Origin of the sequence: Novosphingobium sp. AAP93, assembly GCF_001296055.1 — a bacterium.
Taxonomy (GTDB): Bacteria; Pseudomonadota; Alphaproteobacteria; order Sphingomonadales; family Sphingomonadaceae; genus Novosphingobium.
This window is the reverse complement of record NZ_LJHZ01000001.1, coordinates 43,153-64,113: the sequence shown is the minus strand read 5'-3', so window position 1 is coordinate 64,113 and position 20,961 is coordinate 43,153. Positions and strand designations below refer to the sequence as shown.

General features: G+C 66.3%; 17 protein-coding genes. 14 read left to right on the top strand and 3 right to left on the bottom strand.

The window, feature by feature from the left end; translation table 11 throughout:
• Genes IP83_RS00230 through IP83_RS00220 form a run of 3 tightly spaced genes read left to right on the top strand, consistent with a single transcriptional unit; the run spans position 1 to position 3,114 of the window.
• The gene (locus IP83_RS00230; RefSeq protein ID WP_054120189.1) at positions 1 to 873 is read left to right on the top strand and encodes an alpha/beta hydrolase; all 873 of its coding nucleotides are present in this window, start codon (positions 1 to 3) and stop codon (positions 871 to 873) included.
• Entirely contained in the window at positions 870 to 1,979 is a 1,110-nt protein-coding gene (locus IP83_RS00225) for a ThuA domain-containing protein (RefSeq protein ID WP_054120188.1), read from the top strand. The genes IP83_RS00230 and IP83_RS00225 overlap by 4 nt, the downstream gene beginning before the upstream one ends.
• On the top strand, positions 1,972 to 3,114 hold the full coding sequence (locus IP83_RS00220; protein WP_054120187.1) for an FAD-dependent monooxygenase: 1,143 nt from the start codon (positions 1,972 to 1,974) through the stop codon (positions 3,112 to 3,114). Before IP83_RS00225 ends, IP83_RS00220 begins: the two co-directional genes overlap by 8 nt.
• Before the next feature lie 139 nt (positions 3,115 to 3,253).
• Here the strand turns inward: IP83_RS00220 and IP83_RS00215 are convergent, their stop codons facing one another.
• Positions 3,254 to 3,922 carry a TetR/AcrR family transcriptional regulator gene (locus IP83_RS00215; protein ID WP_054120186.1) on the bottom strand — a complete coding sequence of 223 codons (669 nt, stop codon included), beginning with the start codon at positions 3,920 to 3,922 and terminating at the stop codon, positions 3,254 to 3,256.
• Between the two features lie 107 nt (positions 3,923 to 4,029).
• Here IP83_RS00215 and IP83_RS00210 point away from each other — a divergent pair, with 107 nt between their 5' ends.
• The 11 genes from IP83_RS00210 to IP83_RS00160 all read left to right on the top strand — a co-directional run bounded on the left by IP83_RS00210 (position 4,030) and on the right by IP83_RS00160 (position 18,770).
• Entirely contained in the window at positions 4,030 to 5,127 is a 1,098-nt protein-coding gene (locus tag IP83_RS00210) for an LLM class flavin-dependent oxidoreductase (RefSeq protein WP_054120185.1), read from the top strand.
• A gap of 242 nt (positions 5,128 to 5,369) precedes the next feature.
• Positions 5,370 to 7,796, top strand: coding sequence for a TonB-dependent receptor (locus tag IP83_RS00205; RefSeq protein WP_054120184.1), 2,427 nt, complete (start codon positions 5,370 to 5,372; stop codon positions 7,794 to 7,796).
• Positions 7,797 to 7,967: 171 nt separating this feature from the next.
• A complete protein-coding gene (locus IP83_RS00200; protein ID WP_054120183.1) occupies positions 7,968 to 9,317 on the top strand; it encodes an MFS transporter in 1,350 nt (449 codons plus the stop codon).
• Positions 9,318 to 9,438: 121 nt separating this feature from the next.
• Positions 9,439 to 10,458 carry a sugar phosphate isomerase/epimerase gene (locus IP83_RS00195; RefSeq protein ID WP_054120182.1) on the top strand — a complete coding sequence of 340 codons (1,020 nt, stop codon included), beginning with the start codon at positions 9,439 to 9,441 and terminating at the stop codon, positions 10,456 to 10,458.
• Positions 10,459 to 10,470: 12 nt separating this feature from the next.
• Positions 10,471 to 10,848 carry a DUF6379 domain-containing protein gene (locus IP83_RS00190; RefSeq protein ID WP_054120181.1) on the top strand — a complete coding sequence of 126 codons (378 nt, stop codon included), beginning with the start codon at positions 10,471 to 10,473 and terminating at the stop codon, positions 10,846 to 10,848.
• A gap of 56 nt (positions 10,849 to 10,904) precedes the next feature.
• Positions 10,905 to 13,244 (top strand): glycoside hydrolase family 3 protein, encoded by a 2,340-nt coding sequence (locus IP83_RS00185; RefSeq protein WP_231624846.1) that lies wholly within the window; start codon positions 10,905 to 10,907, stop codon positions 13,242 to 13,244.
• Positions 13,245 to 13,289: 45 nt separating this feature from the next.
• Positions 13,290 to 14,390 (top strand): Gfo/Idh/MocA family protein, encoded by a 1,101-nt coding sequence (locus IP83_RS00180; protein WP_054120179.1) that lies wholly within the window; start codon positions 13,290 to 13,292, stop codon positions 14,388 to 14,390.
• Positions 14,391 to 14,402: 12 nt separating this feature from the next.
• On the top strand, positions 14,403 to 15,461 hold the full coding sequence (locus tag IP83_RS00175; RefSeq protein WP_054120178.1) for a sugar phosphate isomerase/epimerase: 1,059 nt from the start codon (positions 14,403 to 14,405) through the stop codon (positions 15,459 to 15,461).
• Positions 15,458 to 16,057, top strand: coding sequence for a gluconate 2-dehydrogenase subunit 3 family protein (locus IP83_RS00170; protein ID WP_054120177.1), 600 nt, complete (start codon positions 15,458 to 15,460; stop codon positions 16,055 to 16,057). Before IP83_RS00175 ends, IP83_RS00170 begins: the two co-directional genes overlap by 4 nt.
• Positions 16,057 to 17,748, top strand: coding sequence for a GMC oxidoreductase (locus tag IP83_RS00165; protein ID WP_054120176.1), 1,692 nt, complete (start codon positions 16,057 to 16,059; stop codon positions 17,746 to 17,748). Before IP83_RS00170 ends, IP83_RS00165 begins: the two co-directional genes overlap by 1 nt.
• Positions 17,745 to 18,770 (top strand): aromatic ring-hydroxylating dioxygenase subunit alpha, encoded by a 1,026-nt coding sequence (locus IP83_RS00160; protein WP_054120175.1) that lies wholly within the window; start codon positions 17,745 to 17,747, stop codon positions 18,768 to 18,770. Before IP83_RS00165 ends, IP83_RS00160 begins: the two co-directional genes overlap by 4 nt.
• Before the next feature lie 4 nt (positions 18,771 to 18,774).
• On the opposite strand, the gene IP83_RS00155 is transcribed toward IP83_RS00160, so the two are convergent.
• Positions 18,775 to 19,677, bottom strand: coding sequence for an alpha/beta hydrolase (locus IP83_RS00155; RefSeq protein WP_054120174.1), 903 nt, complete (start codon positions 19,675 to 19,677; stop codon positions 18,775 to 18,777).
• Entirely contained in the window at positions 19,674 to 20,843 is a 1,170-nt protein-coding gene (locus IP83_RS00150) for an MFS transporter (RefSeq protein ID WP_231624845.1), read from the bottom strand. Before IP83_RS00150 ends, IP83_RS00155 begins: the two co-directional genes overlap by 4 nt.
• Between the last annotated feature and the right edge of the window lie 118 nt (positions 20,844 to 20,961).

The following is a 20,961-nucleotide window of genomic DNA, read 5'->3' as shown; positions in this document are numbered from 1 at the left end:
ATGCGCAAGATCCTTGCCTTTCTCACCGCGCTGCTCGCATTCGCCGCAAGTCCTGCGCAGGCACAGATGCTGCCTCTGCCGCCTGCAGACACCGTCGCGCCGGTGCGCGGCGAGGAGATCGTGCTCAACGACGTGCCCACCGGCGGTGAAACCTGGACCCGTGTGTTCGGCCAGGTCTGGGCACGCAATGTCCAGCGCTCGACGCTCTATGTGGTTCGCCCGCTGAACGGCCGCGCCAATGGCAAGGCGGTGATCGTGGTGCCCGGCGGCGGCTACATGTTCGTCTCGATCGACAGCGAGGGCTTTCGCGTCGCCGACCGGCTCGCGGCGCAGGGCTACACCGCCTTTGTCCTCAAGTACCGCGTGAACCCGACGCCGCCGACACCGGAAGCCTTCATGGCCGACATGGCGTCCAAGTTCGGCCAGCTCGGCAAGGGCGAACTGGCTGAACTGCCGCCCGCCGTCGATGATCTCGCCGCGGCGGTTTCCATCGTCAGCAAGCGCGCCGCGGAGTGGAAGCTCGACCCCAAGCAGGTCGGCGCCATCGGCTTTTCCGCCGGTTCGCGCACGCTGATCCGCCTGATCGAGCAGCGCCCCGAAGCCGCACTGCTGCGCCACGTTGGCCTCATTTATCCGCCGATGACGCAGACTGTCACGGGAGGTCCGCGCCCGCCCTTGTTCCTTGCCATCGCCGCGCATGATCCGCTGTTCAGGCAGGGCGGCCTGAAGCTCGTCGACAGCTGGCTCAAGGAAAGCGACGCCGTCGAATTCCACCTCTACTATGGCGGCGAGCACGGCTTCGGCATGATGCCCAAGGGCACGACGAGTGATCGCTGGATCGACCAGTACATCGATTGGCTGGCGGTCCAGTGAGCGCGCTGCGGGCCAGCGCCGCCGCACTGACGCTGCTCGCGGCAACGCCCGCGATTGCGGACGAGCCTGTGCGCGATTGCCCGCTCGCGACGGCGCCGCTCGGCGTGGATTCGCCGCTGTCCGATGTTTTGCTGCACCCCGACGGCCCGGCAGCGCTGGAAAGCATCGCGTCCGATCTCGTCACCGGCTTCACCCGCAACTTCGGCGGCGGCGGGCTTCCTCCGGGCTTTGCCAATATCCTCAGCGTCGGCTCGCTGCTCGAAGTGCGCGCCGATGGCGCCGCGCTCAAGGCCCCGCTCGCCGCCAAGCTCGCCAAGCTCCCCATCACCCCCACCTTCACCGCGGCGCGCTGCGCCCGCTATGACCATGACCGCCCCGCCCTGCCCCCGGCAGATGGCCGCCCGCAGGTTCTGGTCTTCGAGAAGATCAACGGCTTTCGCGACAATCCCTCCGTCGATGCCGCCCGCGCGCGCCTCAAGGCCATCGCGGCGGAGCGGGGCTGGCAGATCGTCTTCACGGATCGCGGCGGGGTGATGAACGCCGAGGATCTCGCGCGCTTTGCTGTCGTCGTCTGGAACAACACCAGCGGCGATGCGCTCACCCTGCCCCAGCGTGCCGCGTTCCGGGGCTATCTGGAACATGGCGGCGGCTATGCCGGAATCCACGGCGCAGGCGGCGATCCCGTGTGGTTCTGGGACTGGTACGCCGACACCCTGCTCGGCGCGCGCTTCATCGGCCACCCCGGCCGCCCGCAGTTCCAGACGGCCACCGTCGGCATCACCGACGATGCCATCGGCGCGGGCGGCGCGAAGTCTTTCCCGCTGCTCGAGGAATGGTACTCCTTCGACCGCAATCCCGTCTCCGGCGGAGCGGTCGCCGTCGCGACCATCGACGAGAGGGACTACCAGCAGATCGGCTATCGCGGCGAAAGCCTCGCGATGGGCTACCACCCGATCGCATGGCGCAAGCCGATCGGGACCGGCCGCATGTTCTACACCGCCATCGGCCACCGGCCGGAAAACTATGACGAGCCGCATGCCGCGGCGCTGCTGGCCGAGGGGATTGCCTGGGCCATGGGAAACAAGGGAACCAGACCGCATGACTAAGCCTCAGCCCATCACCGCCATCAGCAACGCCCTGATCGTGGGCGGCGGCATCGGCGGCATGGCGGCCGCGATCGATCTTGCCGCGCGCGGCATCGCGGTCACGCTGATCGATCTCGATCCCGAATGGCGCGTCTACGGCGCGGGCATTACCATTACCGGACCGACGCTGCGCGCATACCGGCGGCTCGACATGGTCGAGGATATCGCGCGCGAAGGTGCCATTGTCGCAGGCTCGCGCATGTTCCTGTTCAACGGCATGCACGTGCGCGACATGGACGAGCCGCCGATCGAGGAAGGCCTTCCCGCGACCGGCGGAATCATGCGTCCGGTCCTCCACCACCTGATGCAGCAGCGTGTCGCCGCCGCCGGCATTCCCGTGCGTCTCGGCATCACGGTCGATGCGCTGGCGAACCGCGATGGCGGTGTCGACGTCACCTTCTCCGATGGCACTACCGGCCGCTTCGATCTCGTCATCGGCGCCGACAGCGTCCGCTCGCGCGTGCGCGACCTTGCCTTCCCGCACATGGGCGAGGCCGAGCGCACCGGCCAGGGCTGCTGGCGCGTATCGATGAAGAAGCCGCCGACGCTCGAGCGCGGCGAGATCTTCTTCGGCCACCGCTACATGGCCGGCATCACCCGCTGCGGCGAAGACCGCATCTACCTCTGGCTGCTGACCCCGCATGAAGACGGGCAGGACCGCCTCGAAGGCGAGGCTCTCGTCGCGCAGATGAAGGCCCACCTTGCCGATTTCGGCGGCAATGCCGGCTGGGTCCGCGATACCATGACCGCCGAGGACTGGGTCAACTACCGCCCGCTTGCCGCCAAGATCCAGCCCCGCCCATGGTCGGATGGCCGCATCGTTCTGCTTGGCGACGCCGTCCACGCGACCACGCCCCACCTCGCGTCAGGCGCAGGCATCGCGGTAGAGAGCGCGCTCGTGCTGGGCGAGGAACTGGCGCGGGCAGACAGTGCCGAAGCCGCACTCATGGCCTATGAAGAACGCCGCTACGAACGCTGCCGCGATGTGGTGGAAACCAGCGTCTCCATCGGCGCTGCGCAGCTCGCCGGCCGCCCCGGCGAGGAAATCGGCGGCATCATGGGCGCGGCGCTGCACCGGCTTGCCGGGCCGTTCTGAGGAATTCCGACAACACCCAAGTCCGCTCATGCTGAGCTTGTCGAAGCATCTGGCACGGCGGTGCGCCAGCACCCTTCGACAGGCTCAGGGTGAGCGGGGTTGAAGAATGGCCGAGGACTCGGGTTGAGCCGCCCCGCCCTCAATCCGCGTGGCGCAAGTAGGCCAGCGCCATCTTGACGATCTCGTCCTTGATGAAGCCCCACAGGTAGGGATCGCTCGATTCCGGCGTCGAACCCAGCCCGAACTGGCGCGCGATCGTCGCGAACACGATCTGGAACACCGCCAGCGCCTTGGCCTCCGGGTCGGCAGACTTGATCTCGTCGCTGAAGGTCAGGATCGCTGCAATCGACATTTCGGCTGAACGCCGCGCCGTCTCCTTGCCCGGCTCGGACACCAGCGGATCGATTTCGGCGCGTGCCATGATCGTGCGCAGCAGCGGGGCATGCTCCTCCAGAAATGCGCTGTAGCGCGCGATGTAGAGCGGGAGGAACGCGCCCAGCGAAGATGTCTCCGCCAGTACGGCATCGATCATCACGCGTTCCTTGGCGATGATCGCCTGCAATTCCTCCGCGATCACCGCGTGCAGCAACCGGTCCTTGCTTTCAAAGCGCAGGTAGATCGAGCCGATCGAGACCTGCCCGCGCTCGCTCACGTCCTGCAGCGTGAAGCTGTCGCCCCCCGTCTCGATCATCAGCGCCTTGGTCGCCTCGAGCATGCGCTCGAACGAAGCAAGGCTGCGCCCCTGGCGCGGCTTGCGGCTGAGGGCCTGAAGCGCGAGGGCTTCGGTGTGGCGTGTGGCAGTTGACATTGGAATGCTAAACCCTACTAAAACACGAACGTCAATTCTAATTTGATTCGCCGAGTCCGTACCAGAATCATGGTTCAGGCCGCCCAGACGGGGGAGAAGACAAGCACATGCGTTTTTCGGTGTTCCTCAACGCGCGCACGATGTGCCCCGAAGACGACCGCAAGCTGATGAAGGATCTGGAATCGCATGCCCTGCGTGCAGGTGATCTCGGCTTCTCGGCGATCTTCATGCCGGACCATCACTTCAACGGCTACATGCCGGTGGCCAGCGACAGCTTCATCTTCGCCGCCTACCTCGCCGCCAAGATGCCGCAAATGCATTTCGGCTTCTCGGTCGTCTCGGTCCCGCTGCACCATCCGGTCCGCTTTGCCGAGCGCATCAACATCCTTGACCAGCTGACCGAGGGCAAAATCCTCGTCGGCATCGGCAGCGGCACGACGCCGGAGGAAATGATCGGCTTCGGCGTCAACTACAAGGATGCCGGCGCGATCTCCGACCGCAACCTCGAACTGGCCGAGGCGCTCTGGGCCAAGGCGATGACCGACCCCGCCATCGAAATCGACAACGGCCCGCACCAGGGCCGCGTGCTCCAGCGCATCGCGCCCGCCAGCTATACGCCCGGCCATGCGCGCCTCATGCCGGTGGCGATGAAGGAAACCAGTGCCCAGCGCGCCGCGACCCACGGCTGGCCCGCGTTCATCCCCGCTTTCACACCGCCCAGGATCGGCGGCACCGAGCCCTTCGTCCACGTGAAGAAGTTCTTCGACATCTACCACGCCAAGCTGACCGCCGCCGGGCATCCCGAAGACGTGGTGAACGGCGCGCTCGACTGGACGACGCACACCTACCAGTGCGTCCACGTGGCCGAGAGCGACGATCAGGCGCGCGAAGAGCTCGAAGTGATCCTCAAGGCCTATCAGGCCTGCGTCGAGCGCGAGGCCGAGTTCAACGCCCGCGCCGAAAGCAATGCCGAGAACACCAAGACCGACCGCACCCCGAACGCGCTCACCGAGGACTGGATCGGCACCTGGTGCCTCTATGGCTCGCCGGAGACAGTGATCGAGCACCTCACGCCCTACAAGGAGCTCGGCATCGGCAACGTCCTTTGCGGCACGACCACCGGCCCGCTGACGGAACAGCGCCTGCGCCTCGGCAACCAGACGCTCGATCTGCTGGCCCGCAAGGTCATGCCCGCATTGGCCTAATCTATGCACCGATCAGATTATGTATCGATCTTATGAATGATTATCGATGAAAACATACTATTTCACTTAATGGAACCAATCGGGCAGGACATTCTTGTTCCGCCATTTCGGGCCGGTCCCCCGCCATGCTGCGCAGCATGAACGGTACGCCGGAATGGCAGCCCGAGGTTCGAAAACGGGCCTGAATTGAAAACCGCTAACCAGACGCTCCGGATCAAGCGGAGTGCATCACGGGAGGGATCATGCGCAACATCATCCAAGGTACCAGTCTGCTTGCCTCGTGCGCCATCATCGCCATGGCCGCGCCCGCGCGCGCCCAGCAGACTGCGCAGGCCGATACCGACGCGAGTGTGACCGAGATCGTCGTCACCGCGCAGAACCGCAAGCAGAACGTCAACGACGTGCCGATCGCGATCAACGTGATCAGCGGCGAGGACCTCAAGAAGGCCGGCTTCTCGACGCTCAACGACATCGACAAGATCGCTCCGGTCGTCCAGCTCAACCAGGATCAGGGCACCGTCAAGGTCACCGTCCGCGGCATCGGCACCACCTCGAACGACGAAGCGCAGGACACGTCGGTCGTCATCAATATCGACGGCGAGTACATCAACCGCCCGAACGTGATGTCGATGGCACTGTTCGACATGGACCGCGTCGAAGTGCTGCGCGGGCCGCAGGGTACGCTCTATGGCCGCAACTCGACCGGCGGCGCGATCAACTTCATCACGAAGAAGCCCGGCCGCACCTTCGGCGCCGAAGGCACGATCAGCTACGGCAACTACAACGCCGTGCGCGCCGATGCCGGGGTCGATGTGCCGCTTGGCGATAGCGCCGCGGTGCGCGTCTCGGGCTTCTATGAAGACCGCGACGGCTACAACAAGCACCCCGCCGGCGGCGGCTTCTTCGTGTTCCCGGCTTATGCCGCGGGTCGTTCGGACGACAACAACGCGTATGGCGGCCGCATCTCGCTGCGCCTCGATCCGACCGACAAGCTGTCGGTCAATCTTGCCGCCGAGTACTCGCAGCGCAAGTTCAGCCCCGGCATCTTTGCCGTTGCCGATCTCAACCGCCCGGGCAACGGCCCGACCGGCGGCGGTTGCAACAACGGCTTCAGCCGCGTTGCTCCGGCCTACACGCAGGTGCTGTGCGTTCCCAACAACACCAACCTCGTCTCGCAGATCGACCGCAACGAATACGTGGCGCCGCTCTACGGCATCGGCAAGGTCAAGCAGGACAGCTGGGCCGTGCGCGGGCGTATCGCCTATGAATTCAGCGATGCGGCAACGCTGACCTACATCGGCGGCTACCGCAGCTTCTCGGGCGATCCCAAGAACCGCCTGACGCTGCCGGTGATCTACCAGTCGTTCTCGTTCCAGGACGATGCCGGGACGCAGAGCCACGAACTGCGCCTCAACGGCAAGATCGGCGGCGTGATCTACCAGATCGGCGGATTCTACTTCAAGGAGAAGCTTGACCGCGAGAACGGCTTCTTCCTCGGCCCGATCGCACCTCCGGCTGGCACCTACCTCTCGTACTTCGGCCGCAAGATCTCCAGCGACAGCAAGTCTCTGTTCGGTCAGGTCGAAGTGCCGTTGGGCGACAAGCTGACCGCGGTCGGCGGTCTGCGCTACACTGACAACTCGCGCGACGCCGTCTACGTCAATGGCACGCCGTTCGTTCGCTACAATACCGCGCCCATCCCGCAGCGCCCGGATTGCCCGACTGTCGGGTCCTGCCCCGTCGGTGGCCCCAACTTCACGCTGCTCGGTGCGGGTCCGGGACGCAAGGATCTGAACGCCATCAATGCTCAGATCCTGCCGCTGGGCAGCAACGACAGCAAGGTCACCTGGCTCGCCGGGCTGAACTACAAGCCCAATGCCGATACGCTGGTCTATTTCAAGGCCTCCACCGGCTTCAAGGGCGGTGGCTTCGACGCGGTCGGCACTTACCGGCCCGAAACCAACACCGCCTTCGAAGGCGGCTGGAAGCAGACCTTCGGCGATCACCGCCAGCACCAGTTCAACCTCGGCGCGTTCTACTACGACTACAAGGACCTCCAGGTCTCGGTCCTGCTCGACACCACGGTGGGCGGTCAGACCTTCAACGCGGGCAAGGCCAAGATCTGGGGCATCGAAGCCTCGGCGAGCATCCAGCTGGATGACGCGACGAACTTCCACACCTCGTTCAACTACCTGAACGCGGAGTACAAGGAACTGCTCGCCCAGTTCAACGTGCTCGATCTGAGCGGCGCGCTCAACGGCATCGGCGATCTCGATCCCACGACTCCCGGCGTGCAGCAGCCGAACTTTGCCGGCAATCGCCCGCCGTTCTCGCCCAAGTTCATCATCACCGCCGGGATCGACCACACCTTCCAGTTGGGCGGTGCGGGCAGCCTGACGGCGCGTGCGGACACGACCTTCAAGTCGTCCTACTTCACCGACTTCTACAACTACCGCGACGGCACGCAGCAGGCGTTCACGCAGAGCGACTTCAGCCTCGAGTACCAGACCGCCAACAAGCGCTACTCGCTGATCGCCTTCGTGAAGAATGTCGAGAACACCCGCCCGCTGACTTACGGCAGCTTCATCTCGGCAGGTCCGGACGACGTGTTCAACTGGCAGTTCGGTACGCCGCGCACCTACGGGATCCGTCTCGGCGTGAAGTTCTGATCTGATCTGACTTTCCAGGCGGGGGCGTCTGGCGCGCGCCCCCGACATCCGGCAGCCGGCCGATCGAACAAGGGAGAACGGACATGACCTTGTCCGTCTGTGTCGAATGGCCGCTTGCCGAACGTAAGGAAACGCCACGGGAGCAGTCCTGCGTCAACAGGGCCGCATCCTGTGCCTGAGCGCCTCTCGCTGGCCGAACGGGCCAGCTACGGCTTCGGCGATTTCGGCTACAGCCTTGCCTACAACATGGCAGGCGCGTTCCTGCTCTATTACTACACCACTGTCGTCGGGCTTCCGGCGGCAGCGGTCGGCACGATCTTCCTCGTCGCGCGCCTGCTCGATGCGGTGATCGATCCGCTGGTGGGCATCGCGGTCGACAAGACGCGCAGCCGCTGGGGCCGCACCCGGCCCTATTTCCTGTTCACCGCGCTGCCCTATGTCGCCGTCTTCATCGCCACGTTCAACGTGCCGCACTGGGGCCAGAGTGCGCAGCTCGTCTATGCCTTCCTCACCTTCAAGGCGCTGGGCATCATCATGAGCTTCGGCTCGATCCCCTACACCGCGCTCATGCCGATGATGACCGACGCTCCGGCGGACCGCCTGCGCCTTGGCGGCTGGCGCTCGATCGGCACCTCCGTGGGCGTCATCCTCGGCACCGCTGCGACGATGCCGCTGGTCGGCGCGCTCGGCGGCGGCAACGAGGCGCATGGCTTTCTCATGGTCACGCTGCTGTTCGGCGCGCTCTCGCTCCTCGCGCTCGCGATGCTCTTCCGCAACTGCCGCGAGCGCATTGCCGACGAGGCGCCTGCTTCGGCCTTCCGCACCCTTCCAGCCATCGGCCAGATGCTGCGCAACCGCGCCTGGGCCGTCTGCTTCGGCTTCTGCCTGCTCTACTTCGTGCGTTTCGGCGCGATGCTGGGCCTGACGATCTTTTATGCCAAGGACGTCGTCCAGAAGCCGTGGCTGATCCCGGTCATGCTGCCGATGGTCTCGGGCGGCCTGCTCCTCGCTGCCTTCATCGCTCCGCCGATCCTCGCGCGCACCGGCATCAGCAAGGGCTGCATCGGCGCCATCGCGACTGCATTGGTGCTGCTTGCCGCCATGGCCGGACTCGATCATGCGGCAGACTTGCAGTTCGGCGCGCTCGCCGTACCTCCGCTGCTGCTCCCCTATTTCGCGTTCTCCATCGTCACCTCGGTCACGATCACCGGCATCTTCTCGATGGCCGCCGCGACCGCAGACTACCACCAGGCGCTGTTCGGCGTGCGCCACGAAGGCCTCCTGTCTTCCGGCATCAGCACCTCGACCAAAGTCGGCATGGCCATCGGCACCGCGCTCGGCGCCTTCGTGCTGTCTTGGGCCGGCTACGTCCCCGATGCGGTTACCGAGGCCGTCCGCGCCGATATCCGCCAAGCCTATTTCCTCGCCGCTGGCACCCTGCTTGCGGCGCAGGCCGCCGTTGTCTGGTTCTGGCCGATGGATGGCAACTGGCGCGCCCGGTTCGGCGCAAAGGCCCCTTGACTCGGACCGCAAATTTCTAGAATTAGCATTCTAATAATGCTTCAGGAATCGCAGGCAGCCACGCGATTCCATTTCACGATCAGAGCGGCGCTTTGGCAGCCGCCTCAGGGGAGACAGCACAGTGCCGATTCTGCGCGGCGTAAGCCTGTACAGCTTTCAGAACGAGACCTTCCAGGGCCAGATGACCCTTGAGGACTGCATCCGCACCTGCGCCGAGATGGGCGCGAACGGCATCGAGGTCATCGGCGAGCAAACCTTCTGGGGCTGGCCCGAAGTCGGCGTCGACGACGCGGAAATCGCCAACTGGCACCAGCTCATCGCCAAGTACGATTGCGTGCCCGTCAGCCACGATTTCATGCTCGACTACAAGCGCTACAAGGGCCGCGAGATGCCCTTCGCCGAGCAGGTCGCCAGCGTGAAGAACGACATCGACTTCGGCGCCCGCCTCGGCATGAAGTACATCCGCGCGCTTGTCTCGATCGCACCCGAAGTGCTCGTCGCCGCCGCGCCTTATGCCGAGGAAAAGGGCATCAAGATCCTTATCGAGGTCCACGCCCCGCTGCACTTCGATCATCCGTGGATCATCCGCCACGCCGAATGCTTCGAGAAGTCGGGTTCGGATGCGCTCGGCTTCCTGCCGGACATGGGCATGTTCCTCCATGCCTTCCCGCCGGTCTGGAAGGAAAAATTCATGCGCATCGGCGTGCCGCAGAACATCGCCGACTACATCGTGAAGGCTTACGAGGACCGCGTCCTTTCGGAATACGTCATCCTCAACGTCCAGCAGATGGGCGGCACTGGCCCCGCCATCGCGATGGCCGAAACGCTGCGCCACAATGCCGCGTTCGAGCCGAAGCGCATGCTCGATTACATGCCGCGCATCCACAACATCCACGGCAAGTTCTACGAGATGACCCCGGATTCCACTGGCTCCTACGTCGAGCCTTCGATCCCCTACGACAAGATCGTCGCGGTGCTCCAGCAGGGCGGCTACGACGGCTACATCTGCTCCGAATACGAAGGCAACCGCTGGATCGAGGACAAGGAAGAGCCCGACAGCGTCGAGCAGGTCCGCCGCCAGCAGGTCATGCTCGCGCAGCTCCTCGGCGAACCCACCCCCCAGCTCCGCGCTGCTGCCTGAGGAACCGATCCCATGATGGACAACAAGATGATCGTCGAGGCCAGCCTCGAGAGCTCCGATCTGGGCTTCGCCTTCTACGGCCGCCTGCCCTACTACCGCGGCCTCGGCCTCTCGATGGTCGAGGACATCGTCGTCACCGTAGACGGCGAGCCGGTCGCCCGTGAGGACATTCGCTTCCACGTGCGCGGCAAGACCTACACGCTCGACCAGATGGAAACGGTCTATGACGACCGCTGGAACTTCGGCGAGAAGGCCAAGATCATCGCGATGAAGCCCGGCGGCCTCCCCGCCGGCGATCACAAGATCGAGTTCGCGGTGCGCATGCGCGTGTCCTACCTGCCCTTCGTCCCCACCACGAAGGACACCAAGGTTCTCGCGCTGGCCGCCTGACACTTATGACCCAACTGACTCTCGACCAGGCCGCTCTCCTCACGGCGGGAGCCTCCATGTGGGCCACGCCCGCCGTGCCGGACGTCGGCATTCCGTCGTTCGCCATGAGCGACGGACCGATGGGCATCGCCAGCGGCCTTGTCGACGAGCGTGACGTCGCCCGGCTTTCCCCTTGCGCCACCGCGCTGGGGGCAAGCTGGGACATCGATCTCGCCCGGCGCATCGGCACCTTGGTCGGGCAGGAAGCAGTGGGGCGCGGCATCGACATGGTGCTCGCCCCCAATATCAACCTCGCCCGCAGCCCCCTCGCCGGCCGCGCATTCGAGTATTTCTCCGAAGACCCGCTGCTGGCCGGCGTTCTCGGCGCAGCTTGGATCGGCGGCCTGCAATCGACCGGCACCGGCTCCTGCGCCAAGCACCTCGTCTGCAACGACAGCGAAACCGCGCGCGACACAATGAACGTCGAGGTCGACGAGCGCACCTTGCGCGAGGTCTACCTCCTCCCCTTCGAATTCGCCGCCGCCGCTGGCTGCGCGGGCATGCTTGCCGCCTACAACCGCGTGAACGGCCAGTATTGCGCCGAGCAGCACCATATCCTCACCGAAATCGTGAAGGGCGAATGGGGCTACCAGGGCGTCATCATGTCCGACTGGTTCGGCACCCATTCCACCGCGCCGACGCTGCTCGGCGGGCTGGACCTTGAAATGCCCGGCCCAGCGCGGTTCCTCGGCGCCAAGTCCGCCGCTGCCGTCACCGCAGGCGAAGTCGCAGAATCCCGCGTGCAGGATGCCGCCACCCGCGTGGCCAACGCCGCAGCGCGCGTCACCGGTGCCAAGTCGCAGCCGCTCGCCGAAGCCCAGATCACCGCGCTGCTGGAAGAAGCCGCCGCTGCCGGGATGGTTCTCCTCAAGAACGACGGCGATCTCCTGCCGCTCGATCCCGCCAGCACCAAGACGCTCGCCGTCATCGGCCCCAACGCCGCCGCCCCCTGCTTTCAGGGCGGCACTTTCGCCAAGATCTCGGTCCGCCCGGACCTCCCCTCGCCCATCGACGCCATCCGCGCCCGCTTCGGCAAACACTGCGAGGTGATCTTCGAACCCGGCGTCGATCCCGCCCCGCGCCTGCCGCTGATGCCCGTCGCCCCCGCGCACGACATCGGCGATGGCTGCACAAGCGGCATGACGCTCGACTACTTCGCCACGCCCGATTGCAGCGGCGAGCCCATGACCCGCGAGACGCGCGACACCAATTCGCTCGTCTGGTTCGCGGGCATGCACGATCAGGCCCCCTTTGCGAAGGGCGGCTCGATCCGCGCCGCGGGCCGCTTCACGGCCGCGAAGTCCGGCACCCACCGTTTCCACCTCGGCGCCACCGGTGTCGCGCGCCTCCTCGTCGATGGCCGCGAAGTCCTCGCCACCACCGAATGCCCTCCGGGCGACACCATGGGCGTGCTCAAGGCGGGTGACAGCGAGAGCGCTCCGATCGAGCTGACCGCCGGCCAGACGGTCGACATCGTCGCCGAATTCACCTTCACCGGCGCCCGTGTCCACGGCCTGTGGTACGGCATCCGGGCCCCCGGCAGCGGCGAGGAACTGCTCGCCGCCGCCGAAGCCGCCGCGCAAAGAGCCGATGCCGTCGTCCTCATCGTCGGCGAGACCTCGGACAGCTCGGTCGAAAGCAAGGACCGCCCCGACACGCGCCTTCCCGCCGGACAGCTCGAACTGATCGCGCGCGTCACCGCCGCAAACCCCCGCGTCGCCGTCGTCACCAACGTCGGCCACGCCTATGACGCCGCGTGGGAAGACCACGCCGCCGCCCACCTCGCCACCTGGTACCCCGGCGAAGGCTTTGCCGCTGCGCTTGCTTCGGTGCTCGCCGGAGACCGCGAACCCGGCGGCCGCATGCCCGTCACCATCGCGCGCGCCGAGGCCGATTATCCCGGCTATCACCTGCAGCCGCAGGCCGATGGCTCGCTGCCCTATACCGACGGCACGCGCATCGGCTATCGCGGCGTGATCACCGCCGGTAAGACCGCGCGCCACACGCTGGGCGCCGGGCAAGGCTACGCCCGCTTCGAATGGTCGCACCCGGCAGTCGCGGCAGAGGGCGTCGCGATCACGGTCACCAACCTCTCCGCACGCGCCGGTTCCGATATCGTTCAGGTCTATCGCGACAGCCCGGAGCCGACGCTGATCGGGTTTGCCAAGGTCCATCTCGAACCGGGCCGCGCAGCGCTCGTCACGGTCCCGCTCGCCCGCCGCCGCTTCATGACGTGGGGCGATGCTGGCTGGGAACTGCTGCCGACCCCGCACACCGTGCGCATCGCACGCCATGCGGAAGATTCCGGGAGCACGCTGGACATCGATGCCCGGACGCTCGAGCATCAGGCGCCCTAGAACCAGAAACCGCAGTATGGAGAAGGATCAGTGAGTCGGTTGCGCATGGCCATGATCGGCGGCGGCCCCGGTGCCTTCATCGGCCCCGTCCACCGCATTGCCGCCGAACTCGACCGGGAAATCGAACTGGTCGCAGGGGTCTTCTCCAGCGATCCCGCCCGCAGCCGCGTCGGCGGCGAGGCCTATGGCCTCGATCCGGCCCGCGCCTTTGGCAACCTTGCCGAAATGCTCGCCGCTGAAACGGCCCGCGCGGATGGTGCCCAGTTTGTCGCCGTGGTCACGCCGAACCACGACCATCTCCCCTCCGCCAGGGCCGCGCTCGCCGCAGGCCTCCCCGTCATCAGCGACAAGCCGATGACGGCCACGCTGGCCGAAGCGCGCGACCTGGCCGCCGCCGTCGGAGCATCCGGCCTCCCCTTCGCCCTCACCTACACCTATTCCGGCTACCCGCTCGTGCGCGAAGCCCGCGCCCGCATCGCCGCCGGTGCGCTCGGCCAGATCCGCAAGGTCGTCGTCGAATATCCGCAAGGCTGGCTTGCAGGACCAGCGGAAGGCAAGCAGGCCGAATGGCGCGTCGATCCGCTACGCGCCGGTGCCGGCGGCTGCATCGGCGATATCGGCGTCCATGCCTTCCAGCTGGCCGAGTTCGTGACCGGCCTCCACGTCACCGAACTGCTGGCAGACCTCGGCGCCGTCGTCCCCGGCCGCCAGCTCGATGATGATTGCTCCGTCCTTCTCCGCTTCGAAAACGGGGCGCGCGGCGTCCTCCTCGCCAGCCAGATCGAAGTCGGCGAGCTCAATGGCCTGCGCATCCGCGTCTATGGCGAAAGTGGCGGCCTCGCGTGGAAGCAGGAGGAGCCGAACACGCTCATCCTCCACCATCTCGATGGCCGCAGCGAGGTGATCCGCGCGGGCACCGGCCTGCTCGGCCCCGACGCTGCGCGCCGCACCCGCACCCCCGGCGGCCACCCCGAAGGCTATCTCGAAGCCTTCGCCAATCTCTACCGCGACTTCGCCGAACTGGTCCGCGGCGGCAGCGCTCCACTGCTCCCCGGCGCCGCCGAAGGCCTGCGCTCGATGGCCTTCATCGACACCGCCGTCCGCGCCAGCGCTGCCCGCAGCGGCTGGACCCCACTTACCGTCTGAGGACCCGCCCCCATGAAGACGATTCTAGGCCCCGGCATCTTCCTCGCCCAGTTCGCAGGCGATGCAGCCCCCTTCAACAGCCTCCCCGCCATCGCCGACTACATGGCCGGCCTCGGCTACAAGGGCCTCCAGATCCCCAGCTGGGACGCGCGCCTGTTCAACCTCGATCTCGCGGCGGAAAGCCAGACCTACTGCGACGAGATCAAGGGCATGCTGGCGGACAAGGGCCTCGCCATCACCGAGCTGTCGACCCACCTGCAAGGCCAGCTCGTCGCGGTCCACCCCGCCTTCGACGCGCAGTTCGATGGCTTCGCGCCCGCCGAACTCCACGGCAAGCCCAAGGCCCGGCAGGAATGGGCCGTCCAGCAGGTCAAGAACGCCGCAGTGGCAAGCCGCCGCCTCGGCCTCACCGCGCACGCCACGTTCTCCGGCGCGCTGGCCTGGCCCTACTTCTACCCCTGGCCCGCCCGCCCCGCCGGCCTTGTCGAGGATGCCTTCGCCGAACTTGCCAAGCGCTGGAAGCCGATCCTTGACGTGTTCGAGGACAACGGTGTCGACGCCGCCTACGAAATCCACCCCGGCGAGGACCTCCACGACGGCGTCACTTTCGAGCGCTTCCTCGAAGCCGTCGGCAACCACCCGCGCGCCAATATCCTCTACGATCCCAGCCACTTTGTGCTGCAGTGCCTCGACTATCTGCAGTTCATCGACATCTACCACGAGCGCATCAAATGCTTCCACGTGAAGGACGCCGAGTTCCGCCCCAATGGCCGCTCCGGCGTCTACGGCGGCTATCAGGGCTGGGTCGACCGCCCCGGCCGCTTCCGCTCGCTGGGTGACGGACAGGTCGATTTCGGCGGCATCTTCTCCAAGATGGCCGCCAACGACTTCGCCGGCTGGGCCGTGCTCGAATGGGAATGCGCCTTGAAGCATCCCGAAGTCGGTGCAGCGGAAGGCGCGCCTTTCATTGATCGGCACATCATCAAGGTCACCGAGCACGCTTTCGACGATTTCGCCGCAGGTGGTGCCGACCGCGCGCTCAACCGCCGCATCATGGGCATCGGCGAATGACCGGCTGGAGCCGCCGCAGCTTCCTCGGCGCGGCTTCGCTCGTCGCGCTGCTCAGCTCAGCGCCCGGCGGCGCTGCAGTGCTCAAGGCCCTTGACCCGAAGGCTGCGCCCTCCCCCCGCCAGCGCAAGCTGATGCGCGTGGTGGCCGAAGCCGTGATCCCCACCACCGACACCCCCGGTGCCGGTTCTGTCGGCGCAGGCGATTTCGTGCTGGTCGCGCTTGCCCATGGCCTTGAAGGGACACGCAAGCCGCTTGCTTCCGATCCGTCGCTCACGCCCTACCTGCGATCAGATGGCAGCCTCGATCACGCCGCCTGGCTCGATGGCAAGCTCGGCGCGGCCTGGCTCACGCTGCCCCCGGCGCGCCAGTCCGAACAGCTCGCCTCACTCGATGCGTCTGCATTCAAAGGCGATCCCGCCGCCGCCCCATGGCGCGCGATCAAGGCGCTGATCCTTACCGGCTACTATACCAGCGAAGTGGGCGGCTCCAAGGAACTCAACTACGAACTGGTCCCCGGCCGGTTCGATCCCAAGGTGCCCGTGACGCCCGAAACGCGCGCCTATTCCAGCGACTGGACGGCAGTGGACTTCGGCTGATGGACGACAATCTCACATTCGACGCAATCGTCGTCGGCTCCGGCATCACCGGCGGCTGGGCGGCCAAGGAATTGACCGAGGCTGGGCTCAAGGTCCTCCTCCTCGAACGCGGCCGCAAGATCGAGCATCAGGTCGATTACGAGACCGAATTGAAGGCGCCGTGGGAAATGCCCTTCCGCGGCGAGGGCGATGCCGATCTCTACGCCAGCGAATATGCAGTGCAGCGGCTCAATCGCCATTTCACCGAGTTCACGCAGAACCACTTCGTGAACGACGCGCAGAACCCCTACCAGACCGGCGAGGGCACCGATTTCACGTGGTTCCGCAGCTACCAGCTCGGCGGCCGCTCGCTGACGTGGGGGCGGCAGTCCTATCGCTGGTCGGACTACGATTTCGGCGCCAACAAGCGCGATGGCCACGGCACTGACTGGCCGATCCGCTACGCCGATCTTGCACCGTGGTACGACAAGGTCGAGGAATTCATCGGCGTCTCCGGCGCGGCGGAAGGCCTGCCCCAGCTGCCCGACGGCAAGTTCCTCCCCCCCTTCGCGCTCAACGTGGTCGAGCAGGCGGCGCGCGAGAAGATCATGGCGGCGTGGCCCGAACGCCGCCTCACCATCGGCCGCACGGCCAATCTCACGCAGGAAAAGGACGGCCGCGGCCCCTGCCAGAGCCGTTCGATCTGCGCGCGCGGCTGCTCCTACGGCGCCTACTTTTCAACCCAGTCGAGCACGCTGCCCGCCGCGCAGGCGACCGGCAACCTGACGCTGATCACCGACGCGGCGGTCGAGAAGATCGACTACGACCCGAACACCCGCCGCGTCACCGGCGTGCGCTGGATCGACAGCAAGACGAAGACCCGCCGTCAGGCCACCGCACGGATGGTCTTCCTCAATGCGGGTGCCTTCAACTCGGTCCACCTCCTGCTGAACTCGGCGAGCGAGGCCATGCCCAGCGGCCTCGCCAACATCAGCGGCGTGCTCGGCACGCACATCATGGACCACGCCAACACGCTCTCCGCCGCCGCGATCATGCCCGGCTTCGAGGCGTGGACCACCTTCGGCAACCGCCCCACCGGCGCGATCATCCCGCGCTATCGCAACATGGACGTGATGGACGGCGTCGGCCACACGCGCGGCTTCTCGTTCCAAGGCGGCGCGCTGCAATCGACGTGGACGGCCGGCAAGCGCGAGGCCGGGATCGGCGCCGACTACAAGGCCAGGCTCAGGAAGCCCGGCCCATGGCGCATGGTCCTCGTCGCCTTTGCCGATTGCGTCCCCCGCGCGAGCAACCGCCTCACGCTCGACCGCACGAAGTTCGACGCCAACGGCATCCCGCAGCTCCACATCGATTTCGCGTTCGGCGCGGAGGAGCACGCTGCGCTCGCGCAGGCCAAGGCCGACGCGACCGAAATGCTGACCAAGGCCGGCGGCCACGTGATCTTCGGGTTCGACCGCCCCGGCGCGGGCGGCACCGCGATCCACGAAATGGGCGGCGCGCGCATGGGGCTCGATCCGGCGACCTCGGTGCTCAACAAATGGAGCCAGGCCCACGACGTCGCCAATCTCTTCGTCACCGACGGCGCGCAGATGGCCTCCTCCGCCTGCCAGAACCCCTCGCTCACCTACATGGCGCTGACCGCGCGCGCCGCCGCCCATGCCGTCTCCCTCCTCAAATCGAGTGCGATATGACCGACTACGTCAGGAATGTCTGGTACATGGCCGCATGGGCCGACGAGATCGTCGGCGATGCGATGCTGCCCCGCACCCTGCTCGGCAAACCCTGGCTGATCTGGCGCAAGGCCGATGGCACCTACGCCATGATCGCCGACCGCTGCCCGCACCGCTTCGTGCCGCTCTCGATGGGCACGCGCGTGGGGGACACCGTCCAGTGCCGCTACCACGGCCTCCGCTTCGACAGCACGGGCACTTGCGTCCACTCGCCCTTCCCCGGCGATCCGCCCGCGCATATCACCGCGCCTGCGATGCCGATTGTCGAGAAGCATCGCGGCCTGTGGTTCTGGCCCGGCGATCCGGCCCTCGCGGACCCGGCCAAGATCCCCGACTTCAGCTTCCTCGACGAGGAGCGCGGCATGCACCGCGGCGTCCTGCGCATCGAGGGCAACTACGAACTCATCACCGACAACCTGATGGACCTCACCCACGCCGAGTTCCTCCACATCGAGACCTTCGGCGTCAACGGCTCGATCTTCCACGGCGAACAGACCGTCCGCCACGACGGCGACAACACCATCGGGGGCGCCATCTGGAACAACTGGGACATGACCGAGGCCGAGCCACCCGAATGGTCCAAGCCCATGCTCGAACCCGGCGCGAAGATCGACCAGTGGCTCTACATGCGCTGGCATGCCCCCGCCGCGATGGCGCTCACCGTCGGCCTTGCCAAGTCCGGCACCCAGCGCGCGGACCTCATCGTCCCGCCGATGATCAACCCGCACATCATCACGCCGGAAACAGAGACCTCGTCGCACTATTTCTACGATCACGAGGACAACGCGGCTGCCGCCGAGATGGCCCGCCGCGTCTTCGTCGAGGAAGACGAGCCGATGATCGAGGCTGCCCAGCGCGCGCTCGGCAATCAGGATTTCTGGGACGCGCGCCCCGCGATCCTCAAGACCGACGCCGGCGCGATCCGCGCCCGCCGCGCCCTGATGCAAATGCGCAAGGCGGAAGATACAACGACCTACGTCTAGGCACTCAGCGCAGCTTGGTCAGAAACCCCGAAGTCCGCAGCCACTTGTAAAGCAGCTCGATCCATCCTTCCTCGGGTGTCCCCGGCTGGCCGATGCCGAAACCGTGGCCTCCGCTCGGAAACAAGTGGAACTCGATTGGCCGCCCTGCCGCGCGGTAGCTTTCGATCAGCGGGAAGCCCTTCTCGCGCGCCAGCAGGAAATCGTCCCGCGCGATGGCCACGAACATCGGCGGCGCATCCGCCGGAACCGCCAGTGGCGCCATGTTCGGATAGATCGGCGCCGTGAATGCAGGCCGATCCGCCTTGTCCGTCAGCACCATCGTGCGGCTGAGGAACCCGCCCGCCGAAAAGCCCATGAAGCCGAGCCGCGCGGGATCGACGCCGAACTTCACAGCATTGGCGCGCACAAGCCTCAGCGCTGCAAGGCCATCCTCGCGCGCGATATCGGGCGTGTCGTCCGGCAGCTTCATTGCCGAAGGCTGGCCGTGGATCAGCTTCGTCAGCTCGTCGACGAACACGCCCTGATCCTTCGGCGTGGGCAAGGTCCGGTACTTCAACACGAACGCAGCGACACCGTGGTCCGCCAGCCACCGCGCGATCTCATACCCTTCCTTGTCGATGGCGAGACCAAGGAACCCGCCGCCCGGCGCCACAATCACCGACGCACCGGTTGCGCCCGCTTTCGGCAGAAACGGCAGCAAGGTCGGGCACGTCACATTGCGCACCGCCGGCTTGCCGGCATCCGGATGCCAAATCTCGCTGGCGGGGTCACAGCCTTGCACCGGGAGCGCGATCACGCCCGGCTGCGGCGGCGCAGGCATCGTCGTGCGGGCAATCTCCGACTGCGCCAGAGCATTGGTCCTGAAGGCCACGCAGCCCAGCAGCGCGGCGGCGAGCAGGCGCTTCATGCCGCCGCCCCCTTCTCGCCGTCCTGCGAAAGCAGCACCAGCAACACGATCGCACCCGCCGCGCTGACGATGCCCGCCACAAGGAACGCGCCCTGCATCGTGCCGGTCAGACCGCGCAGCAGCGAAACCAGCAGCGGCGAGGAGAACTGGCCGAAGAAGAACGTCGCCGTCCAGATCCCCATGCCGCGCCCGCGATGCGCGAAGGGCAGCTTGCTTTGCGCCCAGGCGATCAGCGTCGGGATCGCCATGCCCGCGCCGGTCTGCTGCAGCGCCATGCCGAGGATCATGCCCTTCCAGTCCAGCGCCAGTCCCATCGCGGCGAGGCCCGCACCGAGGAAGCCGAGAAAAATCGCGATCAGCGTGGGCGAGCCGACACCCTTCGATCCCAGCCACCAGAACAGCGTCGCGCCGACCAGGATGAACAGCGTCGGCAGCGCGGTGATCTGGCCGATGCTTTCCGGATCCGTCACGCCCAGTTCCTGCCAGACGGTCGCACCATTGACGATGAACACATAGTAGATCGCCGAGGAGAACAGCGTCAGCCCGGCGATCCCCAGCATTGCGCTCCACGGGAAGCCTGCGGTGTCCTTCTCGTCCATGCCCAGCATCATGCGCACGGTGGCATCGCTCTCCGGCTCGAACATCCAGCGCACCATCGCCGCCCAGATCGGCACTGCCAGCAGATAAAGCAGGAAAATGCCGTTCCAGCGCCACGCGGTCATCGTCCCGGCAAAGAAGATCATCACCGAGGACAGCGCCGGCCCGACCAGCCCCTGCAAGGCCAGCCATTTGCGGCGGCCATCGTCGGGCCAATAGTCGGCGATCAGCGTGTTGACCGTGGTCAGGATCACCGCCTCGCAAAGCCCCAGCAGCAGCCGCGAAGCATAGATCACGTTCAGGTTCTCCAGCAGGAACGGCGCGGCGCCGATCAGGCCGTAGAAGAAGGTCGAAACCAGCAGCAGCTTGCGCCGCCCGAAGCGGTCGACCATCAGCCCGGCAAACAGCGCCACCAGCGCAATCGTCAGCCCCGGCGCAGTGACCATCGAGGGTACCTTGGTCGGCGCGGTCGGATCGGTCGGCGCAAAGTGGCCGATGATCGCCGGGATCGCCGGAAACATTGTCACGATGGCCAGAATCGGCAGGAAGCCCGCGATGATGACGGTCATGCCCTGCGGCAATCCTGCGTGAGGGCCGGCCTTGCGCCCGTCCATAGGTGTACTTGCCAAGGTATTCTCCCGAAACAATTTTTCTGCGCCGAACGGGCTGTCATCCCCATGATACCCT

Bases quoted from the DNA above. Each gene is read 5' to 3' on its own strand.
- IP83_RS00230 (WP_054120189.1), top strand. From the start codon at position 1: ATGCGCAAGATCCTTGCCTTTCTCACCGCGCTGCTCGCATTCGCCGCA.
- IP83_RS00220 (WP_054120187.1), top strand. From the start codon at position 1,972: ATGACTAAGCCTCAGCCCATCACCGCCATCAGCAACGCCCTGATCGTG.
- IP83_RS00215 (WP_054120186.1), bottom strand. From the start codon at position 3,922: ATGTCAACTGCCACACGCCACACCGAAGCCCTCGCGCTTCAGGCCCTC.
- IP83_RS00210 (WP_054120185.1), top strand. From the start codon at position 4,030: ATGCGTTTTTCGGTGTTCCTCAACGCGCGCACGATGTGCCCCGAAGAC.
- IP83_RS00205 (WP_054120184.1), top strand. From the start codon at position 5,370: ATGCGCAACATCATCCAAGGTACCAGTCTGCTTGCCTCGTGCGCCATC.
- IP83_RS00190 (WP_054120181.1), top strand. From the start codon at position 10,471: ATGATGGACAACAAGATGATCGTCGAGGCCAGCCTCGAGAGCTCCGAT.
- IP83_RS00185 (WP_231624846.1), top strand. From the start codon at position 10,905: ATGTGGGCCACGCCCGCCGTGCCGGACGTCGGCATTCCGTCGTTCGCC.
- IP83_RS00180 (WP_054120179.1), top strand. From the start codon at position 13,290: ATGGCCATGATCGGCGGCGGCCCCGGTGCCTTCATCGGCCCCGTCCAC.
- IP83_RS00175 (WP_054120178.1), top strand. From the start codon at position 14,403: ATGAAGACGATTCTAGGCCCCGGCATCTTCCTCGCCCAGTTCGCAGGC.
- IP83_RS00170 (WP_054120177.1), top strand. From the start codon at position 15,458: ATGACCGGCTGGAGCCGCCGCAGCTTCCTCGGCGCGGCTTCGCTCGTC.
- IP83_RS00165 (WP_054120176.1), top strand. From the start codon at position 16,057: ATGGACGACAATCTCACATTCGACGCAATCGTCGTCGGCTCCGGCATC.
- IP83_RS00160 (WP_054120175.1), top strand. From the start codon at position 17,745: ATGACCGACTACGTCAGGAATGTCTGGTACATGGCCGCATGGGCCGAC.
- IP83_RS00155 (WP_054120174.1), bottom strand. From the start codon at position 19,677: ATGAAGCGCCTGCTCGCCGCCGCGCTGCTGGGCTGCGTGGCCTTCAGG.
- IP83_RS00150 (WP_231624845.1), bottom strand. From the start codon at position 20,843: ATGACCGTCATCATCGCGGGCTTCCTGCCGATTCTGGCCATCGTGACA.